Origin of the sequence: Loktanella atrilutea (assembly GCF_900128995.1) — a bacterium.
GTDB classification, from domain to species: Bacteria; Pseudomonadota; Alphaproteobacteria; order Rhodobacterales; family Rhodobacteraceae; genus Loktanella; species Loktanella atrilutea.
The window spans coordinates 1-20,854 of sequence record NZ_FQUE01000021.1 but is presented as its reverse complement, the minus strand read 5'-3'; the positions used below and the strand labels follow the sequence as shown (position 1 = coordinate 20,854).

The 20,854-nt window shown below is 59.7% G+C and carries 22 protein-coding genes and 4 pseudogenes; 14 read left to right on the top strand and 12 right to left on the bottom strand.

Features of this window, described 5'->3' with window-relative positions:
- Positions 1–11 precede the first annotated feature (11 nt).
- The gene (locus tag BUA54_RS19435; protein ID WP_072858911.1) at positions 12–872 is read left to right on the top strand and encodes an amidohydrolase family protein; all 861 of its coding nucleotides are present in this window, start codon (positions 12–14) and stop codon (positions 870–872) included.
- A gap of 77 nt (positions 873–949) precedes the next feature.
- Here BUA54_RS19435 and BUA54_RS19430 read toward each other — a convergent pair whose 3' ends face one another.
- The 5 genes from BUA54_RS19430 to acnA all read right to left on the bottom strand — a co-directional run bounded on the left by BUA54_RS19430 (position 950) and on the right by acnA (position 7,395).
- Entirely contained in the window at positions 950–1,885 is a 936-nt protein-coding gene (locus BUA54_RS19430; protein ID WP_178352803.1) for a TRAP transporter substrate-binding protein, read from the bottom strand.
- A 68-nt stretch (positions 1,886–1,953) separates the two neighbouring features.
- Positions 1,954–3,276, bottom strand: coding sequence for a TRAP transporter large permease (locus BUA54_RS19425; RefSeq protein ID WP_072858909.1), 1,323 nt, complete (start codon positions 3,274–3,276; stop codon positions 1,954–1,956).
- The gene (locus tag BUA54_RS19420; protein ID WP_084114673.1) at positions 3,273–3,794 is read right to left on the bottom strand and encodes a TRAP transporter small permease; all 522 of its coding nucleotides are present in this window, start codon (positions 3,792–3,794) and stop codon (positions 3,273–3,275) included. The genes BUA54_RS19425 and BUA54_RS19420 overlap by 4 nt, the downstream gene beginning before the upstream one ends.
- Positions 3,791–4,879, bottom strand: coding sequence for an isocitrate/isopropylmalate dehydrogenase family protein (locus BUA54_RS19415; RefSeq protein WP_245810823.1), 1,089 nt, complete (start codon positions 4,877–4,879; stop codon positions 3,791–3,793). The genes BUA54_RS19420 and BUA54_RS19415 overlap by 4 nt, the downstream gene beginning before the upstream one ends.
- Entirely contained in the window at positions 4,876–7,395 is a 2,520-nt protein-coding gene (gene acnA, locus BUA54_RS19410) for an aconitate hydratase (RefSeq protein WP_072858907.1), read from the bottom strand. Before acnA ends, BUA54_RS19415 begins: the two co-directional genes overlap by 4 nt.
- A gap of 170 nt (positions 7,396–7,565) precedes the next feature.
- On the opposite strand from acnA, the gene BUA54_RS19405 reads away from it, so the two are divergent.
- The 10 genes and pseudogenes from BUA54_RS19405 to BUA54_RS21780 all read left to right on the top strand — a co-directional run bounded on the left by BUA54_RS19405 (position 7,566) and on the right by BUA54_RS21780 (position 14,454).
- Positions 7,566–8,465, top strand: coding sequence for a GntR family transcriptional regulator (locus BUA54_RS19405; protein WP_218588319.1), 900 nt, complete (start codon positions 7,566–7,568; stop codon positions 8,463–8,465).
- Positions 8,466–8,837: 372 nt separating this feature from the next.
- On the top strand, positions 8,838–9,272 hold the full coding sequence (locus BUA54_RS19400; protein ID WP_072858905.1) for a universal stress protein: 435 nt from the start codon (positions 8,838–8,840) through the stop codon (positions 9,270–9,272).
- An 87-nt stretch (positions 9,273–9,359) separates the two neighbouring features.
- Positions 9,360–9,773 carry a hypothetical protein gene (locus tag BUA54_RS19395; RefSeq protein WP_178352802.1) on the top strand — a complete coding sequence of 138 codons (414 nt, stop codon included), beginning with the start codon at positions 9,360–9,362 and terminating at the stop codon, positions 9,771–9,773.
- A gap of 3 nt (positions 9,774–9,776) precedes the next feature.
- Positions 9,777–9,911 carry a hypothetical protein gene (locus tag BUA54_RS21785; RefSeq protein ID WP_281250664.1) on the top strand — a complete coding sequence of 45 codons (135 nt, stop codon included), beginning with the start codon at positions 9,777–9,779 and terminating at the stop codon, positions 9,909–9,911.
- A 107-nt stretch (positions 9,912–10,018) separates the two neighbouring features.
- A pseudogene (istA, locus tag BUA54_RS19390) lies at positions 10,019–11,649 on the top strand (IS21 family transposase).
- Positions 11,579–12,307: an IS21-like element ISPkr1 family helper ATPase IstB gene (gene istB, locus BUA54_RS19385; RefSeq protein ID WP_143155541.1), complete on the top strand. Its 729-nt coding sequence runs from the start codon at positions 11,579–11,581 to the stop codon at positions 12,305–12,307. The pseudogene istA and the gene istB overlap by 71 nt, the downstream one beginning before the upstream one ends.
- 122 nt (positions 12,308–12,429) lie before the next feature.
- Positions 12,430–13,013, top strand: a pseudogene (locus BUA54_RS19380) (MlaE family ABC transporter permease); the annotation flags it as partial.
- Positions 13,013–13,333, top strand: a pseudogene (locus BUA54_RS19375) (ATP-binding cassette domain-containing protein); the annotation flags it as partial. The pseudogenes BUA54_RS19380 and BUA54_RS19375, both read left to right, overlap by 1 nt.
- 67 nt (positions 13,334–13,400) lie before the next feature.
- Complete coding sequence (locus BUA54_RS19370; RefSeq protein WP_072858903.1) at positions 13,401–14,093, top strand: SOS response-associated peptidase; 693 nt, start codon at positions 13,401–13,403, stop codon at positions 14,091–14,093.
- A 226-nt stretch (positions 14,094–14,319) separates the two neighbouring features.
- Positions 14,320–14,454, top strand: a complete 135-nt coding sequence (locus tag BUA54_RS21780; RefSeq protein ID WP_272911355.1) for a hypothetical protein — start codon at positions 14,320–14,322, stop codon at positions 14,452–14,454.
- A 140-nt stretch (positions 14,455–14,594) separates the two neighbouring features.
- Here the strand turns inward: BUA54_RS21780 and BUA54_RS21655 are convergent, their stop codons facing one another.
- On the bottom strand, positions 14,595–15,299 hold the full coding sequence (locus tag BUA54_RS21655) for a hypothetical protein (protein WP_245810825.1): 705 nt from the start codon (positions 15,297–15,299) through the stop codon (positions 14,595–14,597).
- 290 nt (positions 15,300–15,589) lie between these two features.
- Here BUA54_RS21655 and BUA54_RS19360 point away from each other — a divergent pair, with 290 nt between their 5' ends.
- Positions 15,590–16,165 (top strand): DUF1349 domain-containing protein, encoded by a 576-nt coding sequence (locus tag BUA54_RS19360; RefSeq protein ID WP_072858901.1) that lies wholly within the window; start codon positions 15,590–15,592, stop codon positions 16,163–16,165.
- Between the two features lie 322 nt (positions 16,166–16,487).
- On the opposite strand, the gene BUA54_RS19355 is transcribed toward BUA54_RS19360, so the two are convergent.
- The 5 genes from BUA54_RS19355 to BUA54_RS19340 form a co-directional block, all read right to left on the bottom strand.
- The gene (locus BUA54_RS19355; RefSeq protein ID WP_072858900.1) at positions 16,488–16,907 is read right to left on the bottom strand and encodes a GFA family protein; all 420 of its coding nucleotides are present in this window, start codon (positions 16,905–16,907) and stop codon (positions 16,488–16,490) included.
- Between the two features lie 30 nt (positions 16,908–16,937).
- Positions 16,938–17,384 carry an SRPBCC family protein gene (locus BUA54_RS19350; protein WP_072858899.1) on the bottom strand — a complete coding sequence of 149 codons (447 nt, stop codon included), beginning with the start codon at positions 17,382–17,384 and terminating at the stop codon, positions 16,938–16,940.
- Positions 17,381–17,701, bottom strand: a complete 321-nt coding sequence (locus tag BUA54_RS19345; protein WP_072858898.1) for an ArsR/SmtB family transcription factor — start codon at positions 17,699–17,701, stop codon at positions 17,381–17,383. The genes BUA54_RS19350 and BUA54_RS19345 overlap by 4 nt, the downstream gene beginning before the upstream one ends.
- Positions 17,702–18,229: 528 nt before the next feature.
- The gene (locus BUA54_RS21070) at positions 18,230–18,520 is read right to left on the bottom strand and encodes a hypothetical protein (protein WP_143155540.1); all 291 of its coding nucleotides are present in this window, start codon (positions 18,518–18,520) and stop codon (positions 18,230–18,232) included.
- Positions 18,501–18,839, bottom strand: a complete 339-nt coding sequence (locus BUA54_RS19340; RefSeq protein WP_245810822.1) for a 3'-5' exonuclease — start codon at positions 18,837–18,839, stop codon at positions 18,501–18,503. Before BUA54_RS19340 ends, BUA54_RS21070 begins: the two co-directional genes overlap by 20 nt.
- Here BUA54_RS19340 and BUA54_RS21065 point away from each other — a divergent pair.
- Positions 18,726–19,574, top strand: coding sequence for a DDE-type integrase/transposase/recombinase (locus tag BUA54_RS21065; protein ID WP_245810815.1), 849 nt, complete (start codon positions 18,726–18,728; stop codon positions 19,572–19,574). The two genes, BUA54_RS19340 and BUA54_RS21065, sit on opposite strands and share 114 nt — an antisense overlap.
- On the top strand, positions 19,492–20,463 hold the full coding sequence (locus BUA54_RS19330) for a fatty acid desaturase family protein (RefSeq protein WP_084114671.1): 972 nt from the start codon (positions 19,492–19,494) through the stop codon (positions 20,461–20,463). Before BUA54_RS21065 ends, BUA54_RS19330 begins: the two co-directional genes overlap by 83 nt.
- Positions 20,464–20,558: 95 nt before the next feature.
- On the opposite strand, the pseudogene BUA54_RS19325 reads toward BUA54_RS19330, so the two are convergent.
- A pseudogene (locus BUA54_RS19325) lies at positions 20,559–20,759 on the bottom strand (IS3 family transposase); the annotation flags it as partial.
- Positions 20,760–20,854 lie beyond the last annotated feature (95 nt).

Here is a 20,854-nt window from a genome sequence, read left to right as displayed (position 1 = left end):
GATGAATTTCGATGACAAGGCTCGCTTTCGTGCCGCCAGGCTGCACCGATTGCCATACGCATATCGCGCTCAGCCGTTACCCGATGACGAGCCCGCGCGCCTACACGCCCGCCGACGCGTCGGCGCAGGACATGCGTGCTATGATGGACCGAACCGGCATCGACCGGATCGTTGTGGTGCAGATGAGCGTTTTCGGCACCGACAACAGCTGCATGATGGATGGTGTCGCGGAGCTTGGATCCTGCGCCCGCGCTGTCGTCCAGCTGGATGGCGACACATCTGCCGCGGAGCTCGATGAGCTGCATCGCCGCGGAGCGCGGGGCATTCGCGTCAATCTGAATACAACTGGCTTGAATTCGCCGGATCAGGCGCGAGAGCGTCTTTCCATCGCAGAGCGCCTCTGCGCGCGCAATGGCTGGCATCTGCAACTGTTCACGTCGGCGGATGTCATTGCAGCCTTGGCAGAGGATCTGCGCAATCTGACCGTGCCGATCGTCTTTGATCACTTTGGACTTCTTCCGGTGCTGGCACGGGATGGCGCCGCGGAACACGCAATCTGCGATCTGCTCGGCCGGGGGACGGGATGGGTCAAGGTCTCTGGCACTTACCGTCTGGATCATCCCGCGGAGACCGTCGCGATCGCGGCCCTTGCGCGCGATCTTCATGCGGAGAATCCGGCAAACGTCGTCTGGGGGTCCGATTGGCCGCATGCACCGCATCATGCCAATGTCGCGCAAGAGAACCCGGCGCCGCAGCCCTATCGCGACATCGATCCGAGCGACATGCTGGCGACGATCGGCGCATGGTTCGATGCGCCGGCGGTCCGCCAGGCTATTCTCGTCGACAACCCGGCCCGGCTCTATGGTTTCTAAGGAAAGGGACGCGCGACCCCTTCCTGTTTTTTCGGTCCGGAGGCAGGTCATGCATCCGGACCGTGAGCCGGAGTGCATCAGTTGACGCCACCGATTTCACGCAGACGCGCCATGGCGGCCTCGCCGACGACATCATCGCCAAACTCTTTCCAGACCGGCTTCATCGCCTCGGCCCATGCAGCGCGCTGCTCCGGCGTCAATTCGTTGACGGGTTTACCGGCATCGATGACTTCCTGATAACCAGCCGCATTTTCCTTGGCGGCGTTCTCGAAGTTCCAAGCCGTTGCAACGTCGAGCGCTTCCTGCACCGCTGCGCGGTCAGACTCAGACATGCCGTCCCACCAGGTTTTGTTGGCCCCAACGATGTAGAAAGAATACTGGTAGCCAAACTTGGTCATCTGATCGATGATCTCGACCAAGCCTGCACCCGACAGCGCGTTCGCAGTAGGTTCTACTGCATCGATCACGCCCTGCTGCAAGGCCGTCGGCACCTCAGACCATGACATTGCGATCACGTTGGCACCCACCGCGTTCATGGCCGCGATGTCGGACGGCACCGATTGCACGCGAACCTTCACGCCAGCCATATCCTCTGGCAGCAGGATCGCCTTGTCGCCCTTGTAGGACAGCTCTCGCGGACCGTTCATCCAGACCGCGACCGGCACGATGTTCTTGGCCTCGAAGTCGGGCAGGAACGCGGCGCGCACGGTCTCGTCCTGCATCGCTTCTTGGACCTGCTCTGGGGTCGAAAGCAGGAATGGCAGCGTCAGCGCGGATACGCCCGGGGCCATCGTGGCGTAGATGCCTGAAGTGGGCGCGATCAAGGTGGCGGAGCCAAGCTGAAGCCCCTGAATCTGGGTTTTCTGGTCGAAAAGCGAGCCGGAGTGATGGACTTCGACAGTGGTGCCGTCACCCAGACGCTTGGTGATTTCCGCCGCCAAAAGATCGAAGGTCTGGCCTTTGACGCCGACGGCGTTGTTGTCATTCGACAGGATGATATCTGCCGCCTGCACGGCAGGCGCGGTCAGTGCCAGAAGTGCGGCGATTGCGATATGTTTCATGTTGGTTCCTCCCAAGGGTTTCAGTTGAAGATCAGGTCAGGCAGCCAGAGCGAAAGCTCCGGGACGAAAGTGACGAGCAGCAGGACGCAGATGGTCACGACCATCCAGGGCAGCGCGCCGTAGAAGGCCTCCAGCACGGGTTGACCGGACACGCCGGAGGCAACGAAAAGATTGAGACCGACAGGCGGTGTGACGAGACCAAGCTCGATATTGACGATCACGATGATCCCGAAATGGACCGGATCCACGCCGACGGCCACGGCAGCTGGGAACAGGACCGGCACGAACATGAGGATTGTCGGCACGCCTTCAAGAAAGAAGCCGACAATCAGGAACATCAGGTTCACCATCAACAGGAACTGCCAGGGTTCCAGGCCAAGGCTCATGATCCAGCCGGTTACTGCAGCGGGAATGCCGAGCTTGGTGATGAAGAAGGCAAAGAGAAGTGCGTTCGTCGTGATGAAGAAGATCATGCCGACTGACGGGGCGGTGCTCACGATACAATTTATGGCGTCGCGGGCCGTCAACTCCCGGTAGACAAACATGCCGATCAGCAATGCCAGAAGCGTCGCCATGACTGCCGCTTCGGTTGGGGTAAAGATCGCTCCCCCCTGATACGACAGGATACCGAGATCGAACTTGGGCAGGCCATAGATGCCGACCAGGATCACCAGCGGCAGCATGAGCGCAGGCAGGGCGGCCCAGATCGGCGCCCGACGCTCTCCCCATGCCAGCCGGGGCCTGCGCGGAACATCGGCCTTGCGCGCCAGGAACCAGGCCATCACCATCATGCCTGCGCCGTAGATAAGGCCTGGCACCACACCCGCCATGAAAAGACGCGTGACAGATGATTCAGTAACGAACCCGTAGATGATCAAAGGAATGGAGGGCGGGATCAAAATGCCGATCGATCCCGCGGTTACCAGCGCACCCAAGGCATAACGGGGGGTGTATCCGTCCTTGACCAAGGTCGGATACATGATCCGCCCAACGCCGGCGACGGTCGCCGGGCTGGACCCGGAAATGGCAGCGAAGAAGATGCAAGATAGCACAGTCGTGACACCGAGACCTCCGGTCCAGTGCCCCACAAAAGCATTGGCCAGATCAATCAGTCGACGCACCAGGCCCCCGGTTTCCATCAGAGCCGATGCAAAGAAGAAGAAGGGGATCGCCATCAGGGTGAAGTGGTCAAGGTTTGCGAAAACCTTCTGTCCGATGATTGCTGCGGGGATCGGGTCGAGCATCAACGAGGTTGCGACGACCGCGCCACCGAGTGCCACTGCGACCGGCGCACCGATAACGATCAGGAAGAAGAACAGAACAACGAGGACAAGAGCAGTCATGCGACACCATCCCCATGCGGCGCAACGTCATGCCCCAGCCAGGTTGCGCGAATGCGGAGCAGGTAGCGGATGCAGAACAGGACAAGAATTGAAGGCATGATCGAGTAGACAAGCCAGTCCTTCAGCCCGGTCTCCGGACTCGCGGTATCCATCGCCCTGGTGAAGTTCACATACAGAAAGCCGCACCAGACGTAGAAGGCGCACAGCGCCAGCGACGCTGCATGCGCGATCAGGTCCAGCACTCGCGCGGTGGCCGCAGGCACGATCATCTTGATCACGTCGACCCGCACATGCATGTCGTCGCGTACCGCGCGACTACCGGCCATCAGGATCGCGGTCACCGTCGCCAACACGAAATAGGCCTCGTTCCATTCGAAGCCGGTGTTGAAGACATAGCGCAGGACGACTTGCATCGTGCCAAGACCAATGCCGATCACCGCAAGGGTGGCAATGATTACGGTTTCGATCGCGGCAAGCCCGCGATCAACCCTGTCACACAAGCGGGCGAAAGGACTCATGACGTGACCGCCGCTGCGACAGCCTCTGCAAAAGCGTGGGTCCCTGACCTACCGCCAAGATCTCCTGTCCGCTTTTCGGGTTGCAGCAGCACCGTCTCCAGTGCTTCGTCGACAGCCTTGCCGGCCGCTCGAATATTCTGGTCGCCGCGTTTCGCACCTAGCCAGTCGAGCAGCATCGCGGCGGAGCCGATCAGCGACGAGGGATTGGCCTTGTCCTGCCCGGCGATATCCGGCGCGGAGCCGTGCTGTGCCTGCGCCATTGCGAAATCGTGGCCTGCGTTGAGAGAAGCGGCCAATCCCAGGCTTCCGGCAATCTCTGACGCCAAGTCCGACAGGATATCGCCAAACATATTGGTCGTGCAGATGACGTCGAACTCTCCTGGATCGCGCACGAGATGCGCGCACATCGCATCAACCAGGCGCTCGTCATAGGCGATCTGCGGGTAGTCCTTTGCCACAAGCCGCACGCATTCCAAGAACAGCCCGTCCGACACCCGCATCACATTGGCCTTGTGCACAGCAGTCAGCTTTCCCGGTCCGGTGCCCGCCAGTCTGCGTGCCTCGGCCTCGGCAAATCCTGCGCGGGCGATGTTCATACTGGCTTCGCGGGTGATTTTGCGAAACGCCATCGCGACGTCGGCTGTTGGCATCATTTCACCAGCGCCCTGAAACATGTTGCGGTCGGCATAGAAGCCTTCGGTGTTTTCGCGCACGACGACGAGATTCAGCGGCACACCCGTGCGCGGGGCAATGCCGGCGCGACTGCGTGCGGGTCGGATGTTGGCGTAGAGGTCAAGCCGCTTGCGCAACTCCCCTGAAGGATTGAGGCCGCCTTCTGCGCGTGGTGGATAGGTGTTGTGAGACACCGGGCCGAGGATGATCCCGTCGCAAGCACGGGCCGTATCAAGTGCGCTGTCGGGAAATGTCGTGCCCGAGGCCTCGAGCGCGTCGAAGCCGATCGCAATCTCCACCCAAGAGATGCCAAGGCCGAATGCCTGATCGGCAGCCTTCAGGACCGTTTGCGTTGCCGCGGTAATTTCAGGGCCAATGCCATCTCCGGGCATCATGGCAAGTTTCAGGGTCAAACTGTCTCTCCTTCCAGTGCGTCGCACTGCTTGTGCAGCGACGCCAACATGTGTGGGATCATGCCGCCAGCATTCAGCAGGTCGGCCTCGGCATCCGTGTCGCAGGCCAACCACCCCTTGGCGCGAGATACCGGCTCGCCCTTGCGCAGCAATGTCAGGTCGATTGCTGCGCTTGGTGAAAACCGCGTTGGCCAATCTATCAGGATACGATCTCCGGGCTGGGGCATCAGCACATGCGGGGCCCATTCCGGTGGCGTTTCGACCGGCGCCAGCCCCATACCGATCAGGTTGCTGCGATGGATCCGTTCGAAAGAGCGCGCCAGAATTGCCTGAACACCAAGCAGCCCCGGTGCCTTTGCCGCCCAGTCTCGCGATGAGCCTTGTCCATAGCGTTCGCCTGCAAGGATGACCGAAGGCACGCCCGCGACTTCAAACAACGGCATCACCCCGTCGCCCAGATCGGTGTGCCCCGGCGGCGCGTCCTCGCACAGCAGATTGACGAGAGTGCGGGCGGTGAACGCACCGCGGGCCATGACCTCATAGTTGCCGCGATACGCCGCGAAGACGTTGCGCCCGGCGGTCCCGGCCGCTGAAAGCCAATCCGCGGCCTGACCGGCGGGGATGGCACCAGCCGGGGAGATATGGTCTGTCGTCACATCGTCGCCATATGCGGCGAGCAGTGCCAAATTTTTGCGCCGGGCTGCAACGCCCTGTGCAAAAGGTGGCGGCCGAAGATAAGTCGATGCGGGAGTGAAGGGATACAAAGGGCCTACGGGGGCGGGGAGCGCATCCCATTCTTGCCCGCCCTGCGCCGTAGCATAAGCGCAGCGCGTATTGTCCGGATCGGCCGCGAGGGACATTGCTGCGGCGACATCGGCTGGGCTGGGCCAGATATCCGCCAGGAACGCCGGCTGTCCGGCCTTGTCTGTGCCGAGAGGCACCCGGTTCACGTCAACCAGGCGTCCTGCAAAGGCGAAAGCCACGACAAGCGGTGGGGAGACGAGGTAACTGTCGAGCACCTCTGGATGAACGCGACCTGGGAAATTTCGATTACCTGAAAGGATGCCGACGCGAGGCATGTCAGGATCCTCCGCGATTGCGCGGGCCATGTCCTTGGAGAGGGGGCCGGAGTTACCGATGCAGGTCGTGCATCCGATCCCCACCACATCAAAGCCAGATGCTGCGAGGCCAGCCGACAACCCGGCCCGGTCCAGCGCATTGATCATTGCGGCAGAGCCGGGCGCGAAGGACGTCTTGACCCAATCGGGGACTCGCAAGCCCTTGGTCGCACCGGTCTCTGCTATCAGTGCGGCCGTGACCAGCATTTCGAGATCCGCGGTGTTGGTGCAGCTCGTGATGGCGGCGAGCGCCACTTTTGCGCCCACGTTCGGCGCCTGCGCGAGGGCCGCGATAGGCTGGCGGTCCTGCGGCCGACGCGGGCCGGCGGCAGTGGGTGCAAGTGCGCTCATGTCGATCGTCAGACTGCGATTGCACCCCGGTGACCAATCATGACGGTGCCATATGCCAATTGCTTTCGCGAGCATTTCGACGCGGGCCACCTGCGTCTCAGTCCGTCCCGTCTCAGTCAGATAGCGAAGCGTCGCCGCATCGATCGGAAAAAACCCCGTTGTCGCGCCATACTCAGGTGCCATGTTCGCGATGGCGGCCCGCGCACCAACACTCAGTCGCTCCAAGCCAGGGCCATGAAACTCTACAAACGCGCCAACTACGCCCATGTCGCGCAGCTCTGCCGTAACATGCAGAGCCAGATCGGTTGCAAAGACTCCGTCGCGCAGCTGACCCGTCAACCGCACCGCGACAACCTCGGGCAAACGCAGCGGCATGGGGTGCCCCAGCATGATCCCCTCTGCCTCCAGCCCACCGATGCCCCATCCCAGAACACCCAGTGCGCCGATCATGGGAGTGTGACTGTCGGTGCCCAGCATGGTGTCCGGCACCAGTGTGCTGCCATGAACGTCCGCAACAGTCGCCAGGTGTTCGATATTGAGCGTGTGCAGGATACCCGAGCCGGGGGCAAAGACACGCAAACGGTCAAAAGCCTCATCAGCCCATTTCAGAAAGGCGTAGCGTTCCGCGTTGCGGGCAATCTCGGCCGCGCGGTTCCGCAGCATCGCATCTGGTGAGCCGTAATGATCCACGCCTATGGAGTGGTCGATGGACACCGCCACTGGCACTACCGTGTCGACCAAAGCAGGGTTGCCACCTGAACGTGCCACCTCCTGCCGCATCATAGCTAAATCGATCAAGGCCGGCACAGCCGTCGTGTCGTGCATCAGCAGGCGGCGCGGTCTGAACTCCACCTGCGCCTGCCCCGGCCCGTCCTCGGGCCACGATAGAATGGCTGCGACATCCGCGCTGCGCTCTGCGCGATGCGCGTTCTCCAGTAAAATCCTGAATGTGTAAGGTAAGGATGCCACCGCCTGTCCATAGCGGACACGCAGATCGACGCAGGTCATATGCTGCGGATCTCCATCAGATGTCTGGCGCTTTGACATGCGGCTCCCCCCTCATGTTGGCTTCACGGTAACCAGCGCGCAGGGATGCCGCAATGAAATAATTGCATTTTAATAGACCAAAGTGCAGAAAAGGAAGGCTAAGCGGTGCAACATGTTGCATTTGAAGAGCAATTTATGCACAATTTGGCCACCCAAGCCATGGAGTGACCTTGAGCAACCTGAAACGCCCCTTGGAGTCCCTGCCGACCCAGATTTCCGCACAAATCATGACCCACATCCGCGAGGAGGGCCTTGTTGAGGGTGCGCATATGTCGGCCCAATCCCTGGCGGATAGGTTTGGTGTATCCCGCTCTCCCGTGCAGAAGGCGCTGGCCCAGCTCGTGGCCGACAAGGTGGTGCGTCACGAACCCAAACGCGGCTTTTTTGTCACCGGAGAGGGTCTGACGATCGCAAGCCGCAGTGATTCCAATGATCCACTGGCGGAAACGTATCTGCAGATTGCGGATGACCGGCTACGTGGCGAACTGCCCGATGTCGTGTCGGAAGCCGCCCTGCGGGAGCGTTACGATCTGACACAGGCCGATCTGCGGAGCCTCTTGTTACGGATGCAGATGGAGGGCTGGCTGCACAAGCGTCGCGGCTACGGTTGGATGTTCCATGAAATGCTGACGACACCCGACGGATTGGAACAGACTTACCGCCTCCGGGCGGCCTTGGAGCCCGCCATTCTGCTGGAGCCTGGATTCCGGCTGGATCCTAAGGTCTTGAACCAGCTGATCGAGGTGGAGAAGCGAATGCTCGATGGTGAAATCGATACCGCAAGCATCGAGTCACTCTATGCCCGCGGTGTGAATTTTCACGAGGCTTTGGCGGAAGCCAGCGGCAACCCTTTCATGCTTGATAGTTTGCGACGGGTGAACCAGGTACGGCGTCTACTGGCTTACCGGTCGATGGTAGATCGTAGCCGCTACTATGGTCAGGCACGGGAACATCTTGAAATTTTGGACCTGATTTCACGGGGAAGTATGGTGGAGGCCTCAGTTGCAATGCGCCATCATCTCGGTAGTGTTATGGTCAGCTTGCAACGTATTGAACCACTGCTGCGGTAATTAAGGTCTTTGCATTTATTAAACAGGATTAGGCAATTTTAAACCGCGTGATTTCCTGAAGCGCATTTTTTGCAAATACACCTGCGCGTTGGTCCGTGAATCAGAATCGACAGGTTGCACACCGTGCCGCAGTTGCCGCCTGACCATTAAGGCCGCTTCCGATCCGTTGCCGACCTTGGGACTTGATGACCACGCAGTGGCGCAGCTTCACCAAGGCAGTCTTTAGTGCCTCGCGCAGCATTCTCTGTCAAAAAAGGTCCGCTTAGCGGAGATACTGTTGGAAAACTCAAATTTCCTTCAGACATTGATCCACATCAACTCTGACGTCCTGCTTCGGGTGTATCGCTCGGAACACGCATACAGGAGATCAGAATGTTTAGCAGGATACTCGTCTGCTTTGACGGATCGGAGCATGCCGCCGCAGCTTTGCGGATCGCCGCGGACCTTGCCAATAGGTATCACGCCGCCATGGTGATCGCGCACGTCCCCGAGATCCGCAACGATGCGATCGCCGTCGGATCCGACGTGATCTTCGTCCCCACGGACGAGGCCGAGGTTCGCGCGCGTGCCGCTGAAGTGCTGGTACAGGGTGCCGCCATCGCGTTAGAGGCCGGCCACGCTGCGGCAGCGACGAAGGTGCTGCGCGGCAGTGCGGCAGAGGCCATTCTGACTTACGCTAAGGACGACGGCATCGATCTGATTGTCGCCGGACGCCGGGGGTTGGGCACGCTGCGCGGTCTTCTGGTCGGCAGCGTGTCGCAAAAGCTGACCTCGCATGCCGCATGCCCCGTCTTGACGGTGCAGTGACCTTGGCAATCGCACGGCGAAGATTACTATCAGGTGCCTCGTGATCCCGAGCGTATGCGTCGCGAAGGGCGATCGGGATGCGCCGTCGTGACACCGGACCTCGCATCTGACGACCGGACTGCGGTGATCACGCTCACGAAGACCGGCGACAGCTTGGCGCTCGTGGGCGCATTGACTATCGAAGCGGTGGAAAAACTGGTGCGGGCCTTTTCGTCCGTGCAAATGGGGTCTGGCGGCACGGTCGACATCGGTGGCCTTACCGTCATGGATACCGCCGGTGCCTGGTGGGTCATCACCCGGCAGACGGCGGGTGCGCAGACCAACATCCTGAATGCGACACCGGCGCAGACCCAGTTGATCGAAACTGTGCGGCAAAACATGACCCCGACAGGCGTCATTCCGCCACTGCCGCACGGCATTGTCGCAAGTGTCGCAACCTTTGGCGCGCGTGTCGCGACGGCAGCGCAGACGGCAAAGGAGCTTTTGTCGTTTCTGGGTTAGGTGGTGGCCACCCTTGGCGGTCTTGTCCTGCGGCCAAGACTTCTGCGGCTGACGTCGCTGGTGCATCAATGCCAGCAGGTTGGCCTGAACGCCGTCCCCATCGTTGCGCTGATGGTCTTCCTGATCAGCGTGGTGTGAACAGGCATGCAAAATTGACCCCGTAGTGGGGTGATCGGCGTCCAAAAATGACCCCCTTACACTGATGGTAATGATGCTCCCGATGTCATCGGGGAGCACAGTGTGGGATGTTGGTCGTGGAGACGATAGCGAAGATCCGGCAGGCGTATTTTCAGGACAAAAAGTCGATCAAGCAGATCTGCCGGGAGCTGCGGGTATCGCGGAACACGGTGCGCAAGGTGATCCGGTCCGGTGCGACGGAGCTCACTTATGAGCGAACCATTCAGCCGTTGCCGAAGATCGGGCCTTGGAAAGGCATGCTCGACGAGATGCTGGCGGTGAACGCACGGAAGCCCAAGCGCGAGCGACTGACCCGCATCCGCATCTTCGAGGAACTCCGGGCCCGAGGATATGATGGGGGCTATGATGCCGTCCGGCGATACGCAGCGACGTGGTCCAAGGAGGAAGAGGAGGCATCTGCCGCCGCCTATGTGCCGCTGAGCTTCGATCCGGGAGAGGCCTACCAGTTCGACTGGAGCCACGAGATCGTAGTGATCGATGGCGCGACGACCACGGTGAAGGTGGCGCACGTCCGCCTCTGCCACAGCCGGATGCTGTTCGTGCGGGCCTATCCGCGCGAGACGCAAGAGATGGTGTTTGATGCGCACGACAAGGCCTTTGCCTTCTTCGATGGAGCCTGCGCGCGGGGCATCTACGACAACATGAAGACCGCAGTAGACACGATCTTCGTCGGCCGCGACCGCGCCTACAACCGGCGGTTCCAGCAGATGTGCGGGCATTACCTCGTCGATCCTGTCGCCTGCACCCCGGCATCCGGCTGGGAGAAGGGACAGGTCGAGAACCAGGTCGGCGTTATTCTGCGGCGGTTCTTCGTGCCGCGACCGAAGTTCAAAAGCTATGCCGAACTCAATCCTTGGCTTGAAGACCGGTGCGTTGCCCGGGCTAAGTCCAACCCGCACCCCGAGCTCCAGGATCGGACAACTTGGGAGGTGTTCGAGCAAGAACGCGCCAGCCTGGTGCCGTATGTCGGCCCCTTCAACGGCTTCCACGCGCTGCCTGCCTCGGTGTCCAAGTCCGGGGCTCCGCCCGTTCAGGGCTGAATTGGTCCGCTGGATCAATTCCGGGACGCCCTTCACCCTGCCTCGTTCGGTTCGACAAGAACCGCTACTCCGTGGATGGCCGCGCCGTCGGTCGACCTGTCGAGATCCGTGCTTATGCCGAGCGAGTCGAGTTCTGGCAGGACGGCAAGATTGTGGGGCAGCACGACAGAGCCTTCGGGCGCGACAAGGCCATCTACGACCCGCTGCACTACATCCCTGTTCTGGCTCGCAAACCGGGCGCGCTCAGGAATGGCGCGCCCTTTAAGGACTGGGACCTGCCGCCAGCGATCAGGCGTGTGCAGCGCAAGCTTGGCAAGGTGCCGAACGGTGACCGGCAGATGGTCCAGATCCTCAGCATGATCCCGATCGATGGGCTGGATGCGGTGGATTCTGCCTGCGCCGAAGCCTTGAACGAAGGGGTTCCCGCGGCCTCGGTCGTTATCAACATCCTGGCCCGATATCGCGAGCCGACCCCGTCACTGACCATCGATACGCCGGCCGCATTGCGACTGACCTGCGAGCCCGTCGCCGATTGCAAACGCTACGACAGCCTCAGGAGACCCAACCATGGAACGATCACAGGTGCTGGACGCGATGAGCCAGCTGAAGCTCTACGGCATGAAGGCCGCCTACGATGAGATCATCACCACGGCGGTGAAGCGTCAGCACGAACCGCAACAGATTGTCGGCGACCTGTTGAATGCCGAGATCAGCGAGAAGCAGGCGCGCTCGATCAAATACCAGATGACGATTGCCAAGCTGCCGCTGGCGAAAGAGGTCGACGAGTTCAGCTTTGAAGAAACGCCGGTCAACGAGACGCTGGTGCGCGATCTGGCCTCTGGAGAGTTCCTTGAGCATCAACGCAACGTCGTGCTTATCGGCGGCACTGGGACCGGCAAATCCCATCTCGCCGTGAGCATCGCCAGGGCCTGCATCCGCCGCGGCAAGCGCGGCCGCTTCTTCAACGTCGTCGACCTTGTGAACAAACTCGACGCCGAAGCCCGCGTTGATCGCCAAGGGCGCACTGCGGATCTTCTGTGCCGCCTCGACTTCCTGATCCTCGACGAGCTCGGCTATCTCCCCTTCGCACAGACCGGCGGCCAGTTGCTGTTCCACCTCGTCAGTCGCCTCTACGAGCGCACATCGATCATCGTGACGACCAACCTCGATTTCGGTGAATGGCCGTCGGTCTTCGGAGACGCCAAGATGACGACAGCGCTACTCGATCGACTTACCCACCACTGCGACATCGTCGAAACCGGCAACGAGAGCTGGCGCTTCAAGACCCGCGAATAACCAAAACCCCGCTGGCCCGATACGGCTGCGCTGCATGAGGGCTACACCGCATCGGACCAGCTACCCGTGCGCTCAAAGGGGGTCATTTTTGGATGCCGATAGGGGTCAAGATTGCGTGCCGATTGACAAGCGTGGTCCTTGCCTTTCGGGGGTCAGCACAACTGCACCAGTTCGGGGCCGAGATCTTCGTCGTCTACCTGATCTCGATCTCTGTCCTGCGCGAACTGGGCATCCTGCTGACGGCAATCATCGTGGCGGGCCGGTCGGGGTCCGCCTTTACCGCTGCCATGGGCACCATGAAGATGCGTGGGAAATCGACGCCCTGCGCACCCTCGGCCTCAATTCGGTCGCTGTGCTTGTCGTGCCGCGCGTGCTGGCGCTGATGCTTATGCTGCCCGCGCTGGGGTTCATCGCGGACCTCTCGGGGCTGATCGGTGGGGCGGCGATGTCGTGGATCGACCTTGGCGTCCCCCCCGCCGTATTCAAATCGCGCCTGCTGTTAGATACCGACGTTTGGCATTTTGGCGTCGGCATGATCAAGGCGCCGTTCTTTGCCCTGATCATCGGCTGCTACGAAGGCCTGCGCGTCGGCGGAGATGCGGAATCGCTGGGCCAGCGGACCTCGACCTCCGTCGTGCTGTCGATCTTCATGGTGATCGTGATAAACGCGCTGTTTTTCATCTTCTTTGCGACGGTAGGGATCTGATGCCAGACCCGGTCGCAGACCCCATCATCCGCGTGCGCGACCTTGTCACCCGGTTCGGCACCCATACGGTCCACGATGGCCTGAGCCTTGATGTCAGACGCGGAGAGATCATCGGCATCGTCGGCGGGTCGGGCACCGGCAAGTCGGTGCTGCTGCACGCCATCGTAGGACTGCTGGTCCCCGCCGCAGGCACGATTGAGGTCTTCGGCCAAAGCGTGCGCGACACCGACGACAGCCGTTGGGGTGTGATGTTTTAGGACGGCGCGCTGTTTTCGTCCCTAACCGTGCGCCAGAACGTCGAGGCGCCGATCCGAAATCGCCCTCTGACGTGAACCATACGATCGGGAACGGGTGTCGATACGTGACAGACGGTCTATCTTCAGCGCCATGTGCAACCTCTACTCCAACACGATGGCCAAGGAGGCGATGCGGCAGCTTTTCGCAGTCGATGCGGCGCATGACGCGCTCGGCAATGCCGAGCCCCTGAGCGCTATCTTCCCGAAGGGTATGGCACCAATTGTCGGCGTGAACGACGATGGCGCCCGCTGGCTCCGAACGGCGCATTGGGGCTTCGTCATGCCGCAAGTGTCGAAGAGGACCGGCAAGCCGATCCAGCCAAAGGCGGTGAACAACGCGCGGGATGACAAGCTGCGTATGTCGGGTTTTTGGCGGAACAGCTTCGAGGAACGACGCTGTCTCATCCCAGCGACAAGCTTCTGCGAAGCGAAGGGCCGCAACCCGGCGACCTACGTCTGGTTTGGCGTGACGGGGGATGGCGCGCGGCCGCCCTTTGCTTTGGCGGGCGTCTGGCGCGCCTATACCGGCAATTATGGCGGCGGCGAGCTGCGCGAGATGATGACCAGCTCCATGGTTACCTCGACACCGAACGAACTGGTGCGAGAAACTCATCCGGACCGGATGCCGGTGATCCTCGATCCCGCGGACTACGAACAGTGGCTGATGGGCACGCCCGACGAGGCCTTCGCCTTGCTCAAGCCATTTCCGTCGGAGCGGATGGTGATCCATCAAAGCGGCGAGGATATGAAATCCGACCGCGGCGGATTGAGGACTGCGGAATAGCGACCGGTCGGTCGGACCATCACCCAGAAAAAATTATAACTCCTCCACCAGCGTGCGGAGACTGAAGCAGTCAAACCAATGCTGGCGTTCGCGACGCGGATAGGGTGATGTCGGTTCATGGCCCTTCGCTCGGGGAGGGCGTGACCTGCGTGCCAACGCGGGGATGTCCGAGGCAGACCCTTTTCGATCGGGACGATCGACGACATCCGAAGCAAGGAGCATCATTATGTCAAAAGGCGACAAGCAACGCGGCAGCAAGGAAGCCAAGAAACCGAAGAAGGAAGCGGTCAAGGTTCTGGCCACTGCCGACTTCAACAAGGGCAAGACCCCGCTGAACATCAGCGACAAGAAGAAAAAATAACCGGCCGCGTCATCGGGCGAATTGTAATGTTCTTCTGCGACCGCCCGGTGCCATATCGTATGACGCAAACGTCCCCAGGACGCTGTGACACGATCACTCTGTTGGGTTTGCGACAAGGTGGATACTGGCAGGTGCTCCGCCTACTTGTTGCCGTCGATCCATTTTGACATCAGGCCCTTGTGGCGAAAGCACTCGTCCGGTACGGCCCGGCGCTTGATCCGGCCAAGCCTCTCGGCAAAGGCCGACGGTTGCCGGTCTGGACATGATCGCTTGGCAGACGGCATCATAAAAGATGACACCGTCAGCTGGAGATTTCCTCCATGGCATCCATTGTCACGCTTCAGGAACGTGAAGCGCGCACTGCCGCTGCCCGGATGGACGCAGACCGCATCGTCATCGCCCTGCAGGTCTATGCCCAACAGAACGGCGGCCGTTTCATCGCCTACGGCAGCGCGGCGCGGAGGGAAATGCGTCATGACAGCGACATCGATATCCTCATCGAATTCCCTGTCGAGACGATCTCCGCCGCGAGGAACTTTGCGGAAGACCTGTGCTTTACCGCGCACCTGCCCGCTGACATCTTCCCGATCACGACGCACAGCGCTGCATTCTTGGATCGCGTGATGCCTGATGCGCTGATCTTGTCGTAAGCACTGTGCCTCGGCATCCCGGCCGCGATGTAAAAAGTGCAGCGATCGGCCCATTGCCGACCTTCGGACCGGGTGAGTTTGCCGCAGCGCAGCTTCACGGAAGCAGTCTTTCGTGCCTCGCGCAGCATTTTCTGGCGGCGAAGGTCCGCCTTGCGGTGATACTGTTGAAAAACTCGCCTGTTCGTCACGAAACATGGGATCACCAGAATTTCTTCTCTCGAAAACCCGCCTTTCCGAAAGAGTGTGGAAAATGACTTGTGTCGAGAACGATGTTCGAATTTTCAGAGTCAATTTATTCTCGAGGGAGTTTTTAAATAGTATCGGCCGGAAGTGGCGAGTATTGGCGCGCCGCAGAGATCACAGGACTTATCAGCGCGAGAGGAATGCCCTGGCCCCGCACACAACGTCTGGGCCTTCGCCCCATGGCGTTGCATTTTAACCGTGCGTGGCATAATTCCGTGCCACCCGGCTCAAAGGCGCGCTCGATGTTCGATACCTGTACATGGCTGAATCCACCCCGGAACTGGGCGGTCAAGGATGACGTGCTGGAGGTGACGACCGACGCGGGCAGCGATTTCTGGCGCAACACGCATTACGGCTTCGTGCGCGACAGCGGGCATTTCCTGGAGCATGCGGTGCGGGGCGATTTTACCGCCACGCTGCGGGTGCGGGGCGATTACACGGCTCTTTACGATCAAGCGGGGATCATGGTGCGGGTGGACGCGGACACCTGGATCAAGGCCGGGATCGAGATGTCGGACGGCGACGCTTGCCTCGGCAGCGTGCTGACCGTGGGGCAATCTGACTGGGCGACGTCGGCCTACGGCGGGCCTGCGGGCGACCTCTACCTTCGGGTGACGGTGGCCAAGGGCGTCCTCCGGCTGCAGAGCTCTGCTGACGGGCAGCGCTGGCCCCTGCTACGGCTGTGCCCGTTTCCGGTGGCGGCAACCTATCTGGTGGGCCCGATGTGCTGCACGCCAGAACGGGCCGGACTGACGGTAAGGTTTTCCGACTTCCACGTTGGCTCACCGCTGGGCAAGGACTTGCATGACCTGACATGAGGACGGATGCGCATTTCGGCGTGTTAACGTCAAAACGTTGCGCTGACGCCAATGTTAGGTGTAGAATTTCGCCCCTGCAGCAATTCGAAATCGGTGTTTCCGGCCCATTGCCGACCTTGGGACTGGGCGACCACGCGGCGGCGCAGCATCACCGAAGCGGTCGTTCGCACGTTGCGCAGCATTTGCTAGGGGCTAAGCTCCGCTGAGCGGACGAAGCTGACTCTGCATTCAGGCGTAATCATGTTCGATTGACCCTTTCAGCTTGGCATTCGCTTATTCGACTGACGTGAGTTTCGCGCCATTCAGATCTGTCAGCGACACATCAGGATACAGGACCCCTCTCAATGATAGTCAACGCCGGATCCTGCCTGTCCCAATCGAGGGCACGGCACCCGTAGGTGACGAATGACGGTTGGAATATCGTCGGATCGTCCAGGCTTCCGGGGAGGACCGCGGTGATATCTGGACTCGCTGCGAAGGTCACATGGGTTGGCGTCCCGCAGGTCGGGCAAAAGCCATGGGACTTCTCGTGCCCGCTGTCGCCGGCAATGCGCCAGATTCTCGCGTCTCCCGTGATGCTGACAGCGCCGCGCCCTGCAAAAACGATGTAGGACGCATGTCCCGTGCCGCTGCGTTTCTGGCAATGCAAGCATTGGCAATGAAGTTCGGCGACAGGCGTGCCTGTGGCCTGATACCGGACGGTGCCGCACGCGCATCCGCCAGCGTAGGTTTTGTCGGTCATAGATACCCTCCTCCAATATGATGAACGTCCTCACAAACCGAGCCCGTCGCCGGTTTCGAGATAGGATTTCAGGCTCGAGAGGACATGCGGCCAGCCCTTGCTGATGCCGACCAGCATGCCGCTGCCCGGCTGCAATTCGTCATGGGTCACGGTCAGCTTCACAAGATCGTTCTGTTGCTCGATGTCGAAAGTGACGCGGCTGTATTGATCCGGGTCGCTCTGCTGCGACTCGTTTGCCCAGTTGATTACAAGGCGACGGGGCGGATCGCTTTCGAGGACGGTCCCGACAAGCTCGACGGTCCGCGCGTCGTTGGCGCGGACGTGCTGCCAGGCAGAGCCTGGCTGCCAATCCACCGAGACGTTCTCATGCCCCCAGTAGCGGCGGGTGATGTCAGGTGTAGTGATCGCATCGAAAACCTTGTGGGGCGTTGTCCGAATGAAGGTGACGTAGATGAAGCTGGCTGATTTGTCGGTCATTCGTCGTTCCTTTCAAGTTGTTCCTTCAGGTCATGGAGAAGGCCTAAGCGCGCGGTCTCGAACTTGCGAACCCACCGCTCGTAGACATCGTGCAGCGGGACCGGGTTGATGAAGTGTAGCTTCTCGCGACCGCGCCGCGTGGTGCTGATCAGGTTTGCGCCTTCCAGTAAGGCGAGGTGCTGCGTCACGGACTGGCGGGTCATGTCCATCGCCGTGCAAAGCTGTCCGAGTGTCTGACCGTTTGCGTCACACAGGCTGTCGAGCAACGACCTGCGCGTTGGGTCCGCCAGCGCCTTAAAGACCTTGTTATCATCCATCGGAACTCCTGCTTTAGTCGCCCTTAAATATGCAGGTATTTGACTGCATGTCAAGATAAGCAGTAGAACACCTGCGTATTGACGGCGCTCTTGATCCAGCTGACCGCCGGTCGGTAGACCGAACAATCGGGGCTTAAGGCAGGCCTACGCTCCACCTCGAAGTCAGGCCTGCGAGCAATCCAGCCTCGGTTCAATGACAATCGTCATGTAAGCTGGATACCGAGCCAAACGCATCCCACCGGTCGCAGTATCCTTCGATTGCCGAACCTGTATCTCGGCGTCTGTCCGATCCGTAGTTGTGTTTCGGCGTGCAAAACTGACCCCCTTGGCCGGGTAATCGGCGTTAAATTTTGACCCCCTTTCAGGTTTCATCTGACCATCCGTTGCGAGGCAGCGGATGGGAGGGGGAGTTGAAGTGAGTGGATACGATAGCGCGGGTGCGTCGGGCGTTTCATGTGCAGGGCTGGTCGATGAAGCATTGTCCGGGACCTGCATGTGTCGCGCAACACGGTGCGCAAGATCCTGCGGTCAGTCCAAGTCGCTATCCGAAAGGCCTGCTGTCTGACGAAATAGAAAAGGTTCCGTGACCGAGGTCCATTTCAGATCCTCGGCACGAATGTCATGAAAGGGCTCGTAGCGGACATGCGGCAGCGCGGCGCGCCAGATAGTTGACGGCAAAAGACACACCGTCGCTTCCGGCCCATAGCCGCCGTTCAGCCACTTCCAAGCTGACGTCCACTTCAAGCACTCCACCACGTCCGATACGAAACCGCCTTGCTGATCCCAGGATCTGCGGTCCTTACCTGTCGGCAGTGACAATATTGGCTCCGTCGATCTGCTCCACACCTGCAGGCAGGAGAAGCTGTTCCAGCCAGTCGATAGCATGGCCCCGCTCGGAGCAGTAAGCGACGAACGCCCGCTGCTTCGCTCTAGTAAACGCGACGAAGAATGAATTTAGCTCTTCGCCACGCTCCGGCGACAGGCTCCACCATGTCTTGGCATCGAGACCAAAAAAGATCATGGTGTGGAATTCGAGGCCCTTGCTTTTATGGATTGTCATGAGCGGGACCTGGTCCTTGCCTTCGAAGTAATCAAGAACGCCACTCCAGTCCGCTGCGATCTCGACGCATTCCCGCAAAAGAACCTGAAAGCCGTTGCGCACTCGCTGAAAATCGACGTCGCGTCGATATTCAGGGTAGCTCTGACGCAGACGCTCGATCCCGGCGAAGTCCAGAGCTTGCGTGAACAACCGGTCGGCCACTGCCGGATCCGGTGGCTCATCACGCATCGTCTGTCGAAGGTTCCGAGAAAACATTCCGATATCGCGCTGCAAGCGCTCTTGCCCGGCCTCATCTTCGGGACGGGGGGCAGGTCACTCGGCATCAAGCCACTCGGACGCTTTGTGCGCACAACCGACAGCCAGAACGATTCCCGGATCTTCCCTAACCTCTACCGCAAAAATATTCCCTATCATCCGGACCGGGTATGGGGTGCGGACTTCACCTACATTCGGTTGTCGACCGGTTTCTACGTCTTGGCTGCTATTTTGGATGCCTGCAGCCGCAAGGTCATCGGATATGCGCTATCTCACCGTCTCGATATGCCTTTGGCGCTTGCGGCCTTCCACGCGGCGGTCGCGGAGAGGGCTCCACACTTAGGGTGCACCAATAACATGACAAACCTGCTCATTGAGTTTGGCCGGCGGGTGGGCTTACATCGTTCGAGAGAGCGAGCACGCTTCGACTCAGTTTGCGCGCCTGAGCACCGGAATTTGACTGGAAGTGATCTGAATGACTGTTTCTTCAAAAACCGTGTCGATTGCCCGCAAACCAGAGTTCATCGCAAAGGCGAAACATCTAAGTATTGTCAATAGTTCGAAATCAACGTGGGCGGTCGTTCGGCAGTGGTTGGTCATTTCGATGGCTGCATCCGCGGCGATCTGGTCTAGTCACTGGCTGGTTTACGCAATTGCAATAGTTGCGATCGCGACAAGACAGCATGCACTTGGCGTTCTCATGCACGATGCCTCTCATTACCGTCTTTTTAAGAGACGGCGGACGAATGAAATCGTTGGAAATGTCGCGTGCGGACTGCCAGTAGGATATATTGTTTCAAGGTATCGCGCCGACCACACGCTACACCATCGCGATCCAAATTCGGAGAACGATCCAAATTGGTTGGTCTTCCAATCTAACCCTCGCCATTGGAACTGGCCTAAACGACCCTTGAATGCGATGATCGTCTTTCTACAGGACATTGTTGGCGCAAATAGCCTTAAGTACGCGCAAGAGTTTGCGAACTGGACACCCGCGCAGAATCATTTTGGAAATGTCGACAAACCGGCTCCGCTGACATGGGAAGAAAGACTTACAGTATATTTTTTTCTGGCGTCGCTGGTTTTTGCGCTTTGGTTCACCAATGGCTGGCTCAATTTCTTGATATTGTGGATTTTGCCTTATGTCACGATCTCCCTGCTGCTTGTGCGCATCCGCACAATCGCAGAACATCATTCTCTCCCAGAAGGATCTGGTGTTGATGCAACGAGGCATATTGACCCTAGCCTTCTGGAATCTTTATGTATCTCGCCCCTCAATGTTAACTGCCATCTCGTTCATCATATCTTCCCGTCGATACCGCACTATAACCTTCCGGAAATGACCGACGCTCTGTTTGCCGACCCAGCTTTCGCAGCTGTTGCCCACCGGAGCCGTGGGTATCTGAGCCGGAACGGAGTTATTCGAGGTGAGCTGCTGACATTATAAATTCACCAGTGGTATCTCAAAGGACGTTGCGAAAGGTTCGGCTATTTCAGTTTCATGCAGTTTGCATAGCTCCGAGTTTCTTAGACGCCCTCGTGCTACAATTTCTGCTGCCGCTCGTAATCGGTGGGCGACAGCATTCCGTTTTGCGCGTGCTTACGCTTTAAGTTGTAGAAAATCTCGATGTAGTCGAACACATCCTGCCTAGTCTCTTCGCGTGTTCGGAAGGTCCGCCGCCTGATCTGCTCACGTTTCAGCAGGTTGAAAAAGCTCTCTGCAACCGCGTTGTCATGGCAATTTTGACCTGCCCCCCTCGGGTCCCTCGTTCATAACGAGAGTCTGCGGGTTTGAGATTGGTAGTCGGATCGGTCGTTTTGGGCAAGCGCGCCGGGCG

Coding starts and splice junctions, on each gene's coding strand:
- BUA54_RS19435 (WP_072858911.1), top strand. CDS start 12: ATGACAAGGCTCGCTTTCGTGCCGCCAGGCTGCACCGATTGCCATACG.
- BUA54_RS19425 (WP_072858909.1), bottom strand. CDS start 3,276: ATGACTGCTCTTGTCCTCGTTGTTCTGTTCTTCTTCCTGATCGTTATC.
- BUA54_RS19420 (WP_084114673.1), bottom strand. CDS start 3,794: ATGAGTCCTTTCGCCCGCTTGTGTGACAGGGTTGATCGCGGGCTTGCC.
- acnA (WP_072858907.1), bottom strand. CDS start 7,395: ATGTCAAAGCGCCAGACATCTGATGGAGATCCGCAGCATATGACCTGC.
- BUA54_RS19400 (WP_072858905.1), top strand. CDS start 8,838: ATGTTTAGCAGGATACTCGTCTGCTTTGACGGATCGGAGCATGCCGCC.
- istB (WP_143155541.1), top strand. CDS start 11,579: ATGGAACGATCACAGGTGCTGGACGCGATGAGCCAGCTGAAGCTCTAC.
- BUA54_RS19370 (WP_072858903.1), top strand. CDS start 13,401: ATGTGCAACCTCTACTCCAACACGATGGCCAAGGAGGCGATGCGGCAG.
- BUA54_RS21780 (WP_272911355.1), top strand. CDS start 14,320: ATGTCAAAAGGCGACAAGCAACGCGGCAGCAAGGAAGCCAAGAAACCG.
- BUA54_RS21655 (WP_245810825.1), bottom strand. CDS start 15,299: ATGTTTCGTGACGAACAGGCGAGTTTTTCAACAGTATCACCGCAAGGC.
- BUA54_RS19360 (WP_072858901.1), top strand. CDS start 15,590: ATGTTCGATACCTGTACATGGCTGAATCCACCCCGGAACTGGGCGGTC.
- BUA54_RS19355 (WP_072858900.1), bottom strand. CDS start 16,907: ATGACCGACAAAACCTACGCTGGCGGATGCGCGTGCGGCACCGTCCGG.
- BUA54_RS19350 (WP_072858899.1), bottom strand. CDS start 17,384: ATGACCGACAAATCAGCCAGCTTCATCTACGTCACCTTCATTCGGACA.
- BUA54_RS19345 (WP_072858898.1), bottom strand. CDS start 17,701: ATGGATGATAACAAGGTCTTTAAGGCGCTGGCGGACCCAACGCGCAGG.
- BUA54_RS19330 (WP_084114671.1), top strand. CDS start 19,492: ATGACTGTTTCTTCAAAAACCGTGTCGATTGCCCGCAAACCAGAGTTC.